Source organism: Streptosporangium sp. NPDC002607 (genome assembly GCF_053592655.1).
In genome coordinates, this window is the sequence record NZ_JBSFWD010000133.1 from 1 (window position 1) to 5,101 (window position 5,101).

1 protein-coding gene is annotated in these 5,101 nt (G+C 72.0%); it reads right to left on the minus strand.

Features of this window, described 5'->3' with window-relative positions; translation table 11 throughout:
- A partial coding sequence (locus tag ACWD3H_RS47360; RefSeq protein ID WP_451959759.1) for a type I polyketide synthase occupies positions 1-5,041 on the minus strand: 5,041 nt, incomplete at its 3' end.
- Positions 5,042-5,101 lie beyond the last annotated feature (60 nt).

Sequence of the window (5,101 nt, forward strand, 5' to 3'; positions counted from 1 at the left end):
CATACCCCAAGCCCTCCTCCGCCAGCTCCTCATACAACCCGTCCAGCTCGATCACGGACGCCCCGGCCGGCGGCCACACCGCCACATCGAACGGCACGGCAGGCGAAGCACCCGTGCTGATAACACCGGTCGCGTGCCGCACCCACGACTGACCATCATCGGCCTCGGCCAGGCGCGCGTACACACTCACCGTCCGGCGACCCGACTCCTGCGCCCCGCCGACCCACACCTGCACCGCCACCGCGCCACCCTCACCGAGAACCAGCGGCGCATCCACGGTGAGCTCCTCCACCGCATCGCAGCCCACCTGATCCGCCGCCCGCACCACCAGCTCCACGAACACGCTGCCCGACACCACCGCCGAACCCGCCACCACGTGATCGCCCAGCCACGAATGCGACGCGAGCGACAGACGACCCGTCAGCAACACCCCATCCGAGTCCGCCAGGCCCACCGCCGCACCCAGCAGCGGATGCCCCGTGGATGCGAGCCCCGCAGCCGCCACGTTCCCCATACGGGGGCGGGATGTCTCGGGCCAGTACCGCCGATGCTCGAAGGGGTAGGTCGGCAGATCGACCCGGCGCCCGCCCGGCAGCACCGCCTGCCAGTCGACCGGCACCCCGTGCACATGCAGCTCGGCCAGCGCCGCCATCACCGCCATGTGCTCATCACGATCCCTGCGCAGCGCCGATACCAGCACCACGTCGGCGTCGTGCACGTCCGCCTCGAGGGTGCCATCGGCCATGGCGGTCAGCACACCGTCAGGGCCCAGCTCAAGGTACGCCCGCACGCCCTGCGCGTGCAGAGCACGGACCCCGTCGGCGAAGCGGACCGCGCCACGCACCTGGTCCACCCAGTAGTCCGGCGAGCACAACTGCTCGGTCGTCGCCTGCTCCCCGGTAAGGGTGGACACCACCGGGATCCGCGGCGGGTTGTAGGACAGCCGGTGAGCCAGCTTGCGGAAGTCCTCCAGCATCGGGTCCATCAACGGCGAGTGGAAGGCGTGCGACACCCGCAAGCGCCGCGTCCTGACCTCCCGCTCCTGCAGAGCGGCGGCCACCTCCAGCACCGCCTCCTCGACCCCGGAGATCACCACCGAGGCCGGACCGTTCACCGCCGCGACCGACACCTCACCCTCACGCCCGGCCAGCAGCCCGACGACCTCCTCCTCCGAGGCCGCCACCGCCACCATCGCCCCACCGGCGGGCAGCGCCTGCATCAACCGCGCCCGGCTCGCCACCAGCGCGCACGCGTCGGCCAGCGACAGCACTCCGGCGACATGGGCCGCGGTGATCTCCCCGATCGAGTGTCCGGCCAGCACTTCGGGCCGCACCCCCCACGAGGACACCAGCCGGAACAGCGCCGTCTCCACCGCGAACAGCGCGGGCTGCGCCCACCCCGTCCGATCCAGCGCCTCCGCCTCGGCCGTACCCGGCTCGGCGAACAGCACCTCCCGCAACGACCCACCCGACTGCCCGTCGAGCAGCGGGTCGAGCTCGGCGATCACCGCGTCCAACGCCTCGGCGAACACCGGGGACCGGTCATACAGCTCCCGGCCCATCCCCGCCCGCTGGCTGCCCTGACCGGTGAACAACACCGCCAGCCGCGGCTCCGTCGCGGCCACCCCGCGCACCACACCCACACCCGGCAGGTCCTCGGCCAGCGCACCCAGCCCGGCCAGCACACCCTCACGGTCGCCGGCCAGCACCACCGCCCGATGCTCGAACGCCGACCGTATCGTGGCCAGCGAGAACGCCGTATCGGCCAGCGCCACCTCACCGCGGTCCCCCACGTGCGAGGCCAGCCGCCCGGCCTGCGCCCGCAACGCCTCCGCCGTACGGGCCGACACCAACACCGGCAGCACATCCGCGGCCGGCGCCTCGTCCCGCGGCACCGTTCCGGCCTCGATCCGCGGGGCCACCGGCCCCTGCTCCAGGATGACGTGGGCGTTGGTGCCGCTGATCCCGAACGACGACACACCCGCCCGGCGCGGACGACCGTTCCGCGGCCACTCGGCCGCCTCGGTCAGCAGCTCCACCGCGCCGGAGGTCCAGTCCACGTGCGAGGACGGCGCGTCCACGTGCAGTGTCCTGGGCAGCACTCCGTGCCGCATCGCCATGACCATCTTGATCACACCGGCCACACCGGCGGCCGCCTGCGTGTGACCGATGTTCGACTTCACCGACCCCAGCAGCAGCGGCCGATCCTCATCTCGCTCCTTGCCGTAGGTGGCCAGCAACGCCTGCGCCTCGATCGGGTCACCCAGCCGGGTGCCCGTGCCGTGCGCCTCCACCGCGTCCACCTCGGCCGGCGACAGCCCGGCACTGGCCAGCGCCTGGCGGATCACCCGCTGCTGCGACGGGCCGTTCGGCGCGCTCAACCCGTTGGACGCACCGTCCTGGTTGACCGCCGAACCCCGCATCACCGCCAGTACCTCGTGCCCGTTGCGGCGCGCGTCCGACAACCGCTCCAGCACCAGCACGCCGACGCCCTCGCCCCAGCTGGTGCCGTCAGCGGTGTCGGCGAACGCCTTGCACCGGCCGTCCGGCGACAGCCCACCCTGCGCACTGAAACCGATGAACCCCAGCGAGGTGGTCATCACGGTCACTCCACCGGCCAGCACCAGATCACACTCGCCCGACCGCAGGGCCTGCGCCGCCATGTGCATCGCCACCAGCGACGACGAGCAGGCGGTGTCCACCGTCACCGCCGGGCCCTCCAGACCCAGCGTGTAGGACAGCCGGCCCGACAACACGCTGGCCGCCAGACCCGTGACACCATGACCCTGCACATCCGCCTGAACACTCACGATCAGACTCGCGTAGTCCTGGCCGCTGGTACCCATGAAAACGCCGGTCGAGCTGCCCTTCAGCGAGGTCGGGTCGATCCCGGCCCGCTCGACCGCCTCCCACGACGTCTCCAGCAACAGCCGCTGCTGCGGATCCATCGCCAGCGCCTCACGCGGCGAAATCCGGAAGAACCCCGCGTCGAATCCCACCGCATCCGCCAGGAAGCCGCCCTGGACCTCGAGGCCCATCCCGGACAGCATCTCCAGATCCCAGCCCCGATCGGCCGGGACCGGCGAGATCGCGTCCTCACCCTCGGACAGCAGCCTCCACAGACCTTCCGGAGACTCCACCCCGCCGGGGAACCGGCAGCTCATCCCCACGATCACCACCGGATCGTCCGCCACCGCCGCCCTCGCCCCGGCCACCACACCCGGCACAGTGGCCAGATCCTGCCGCCCCAGCAGTTCGGCCAGCAGGAACTCCGCCAGCACCACGGGGGTCGGGTAGTCGAACACCAGGGTGGCGGGCAGCCGCAGCCCGGTGGCGGCGTTCAGCCGGTTGCGCAGCTCGACCGCGGTGAGGGAGTCGAAGCCCAGCTCGCGGAACTCCCGCCGCACCTCGACCGTCTCCGCCGACGCGTGCCCCAGCACCACCGCCGCCTGCGCCCGCGCCAACTCGAGCACCAGCCGCACCTGCTCGGCCTTCTCCAGCCCCGCCAGCCGCCGCACCAACTCCGCGTCCCCGCCGGCCGTGGACACGGCCGAGCGGCGGCCCACGCGCACCAGACCCCGCAGCAGATGCGGCACCTCGGGAGCCGCCCGCAGCACCGACAGATCCAGTCGCGCCACCGCCACCACCGGGCGATCCGACGCGAGGCACGTCTCGAACGCGGCCAGCCCCTGCTCGGCCGACAACGCCGGCATCCCGGCCCGCGCCATCCGCCGCAGATCGATCTCGCTCAACGAGCTGCTCATCCCGGTCTCCTGCGCCCACAGCGCCCAGGCCAGCGACAGGCCCGAAAGACCCGCGGCACGGCGCGACTGAACCAGCGCGTCCAAGAACGTGTTCGCCGCCGCGTAATTGCCCTGCCCGGCGTTGCCTATCACCCCGGCGAACGAGGAGAACACCACGAAACCGGCCAGATCCAGATCCCGGGTCAGCTCGTGCAGATGCCAGGCGGCGTCCACCTTGGGACGCAGCACCGCATCCAGACCCTCCGCCGTCAACGACGGAATCGTGCCGTCGGCCAGCACACCCGCGGTGTGAACGACCGCCGTCAGCGGATGATCGGCATCCACCCCGGCCAGCAACGCCGCCACCTGCTCCCGGTCGGCCATGTCACACGCGGCGACCGTGACCTCGGCGCCGTGCGCGATCAGCTCGGCCTGCAACTCCACCGCACCCGGAGCATCCGCTCCCCGGCGACTGGTCAGCAGCAGACGCCGCACCCCACGCTCGGCCACCACATGCCGCGCGAACAACCCACCCAGACCACCGGTACCACCAGTGATCAACACCGTCCCCTCCGGATCCCAGACCCGGCCACCGACCTCACCCGAACCGTCACCGGTGACATCCGCAGAGGCATCGGAGGCGGCACCGCGCACAGCCGCCCGTGCCAGCCGCGGAACCAACATCTCACCCCCACGCACCGCCACCTGCGGCTCACCCGAGGCCAGCACCGAAGCCAGCACCGAAGCCACTACCGTGGCCGACGCCGCAGACGCGTCCGCGGGAGACTGCTCCTGCATGCCCACCGGCACCGACCGGCCCAGCTCCACACCATCGCCGCCGTCACGGCGGGCGACCGAGCGCCCGCCGGCCACATCCACGTCGACCAGGACGAACCGGCCCGGATTCTCCGACTGCGCGCTACGAACCAGACCCCCCACCGCCGCAGCCGCCAGATCAGTGACCGCCTCACCATCGCCCGCCGCGACCGCACCCCGAGTGACGACGACCAGACGGGAATCAGCCAGCCGGTCATCGGCCAGCCACCCCTGCAGCAGGTCAAGAACGCGAGCGGTGAACGCATGCGCCGACTCCACCACACCCGCAGCAGGATCCGACACCACCTGCGCCACCACCGCACCCGGCACCCGACCCGCCCCGGCCAGCGACACCAGATCCGCATACACCGGCACAGGCTCCCCGGCCACCTCCCCAACAGCCTCAAACGCCGCCGCGACCCCCAGCGCGTCCACACCCAGCACCGCCACCGGCACCGGCTCAGCCACCGGCAGGCCACTCACCGCAACCCACTCCACCTCGAACAACGCATCCCGACCGGCACCACGACCAGCGGAGACAAC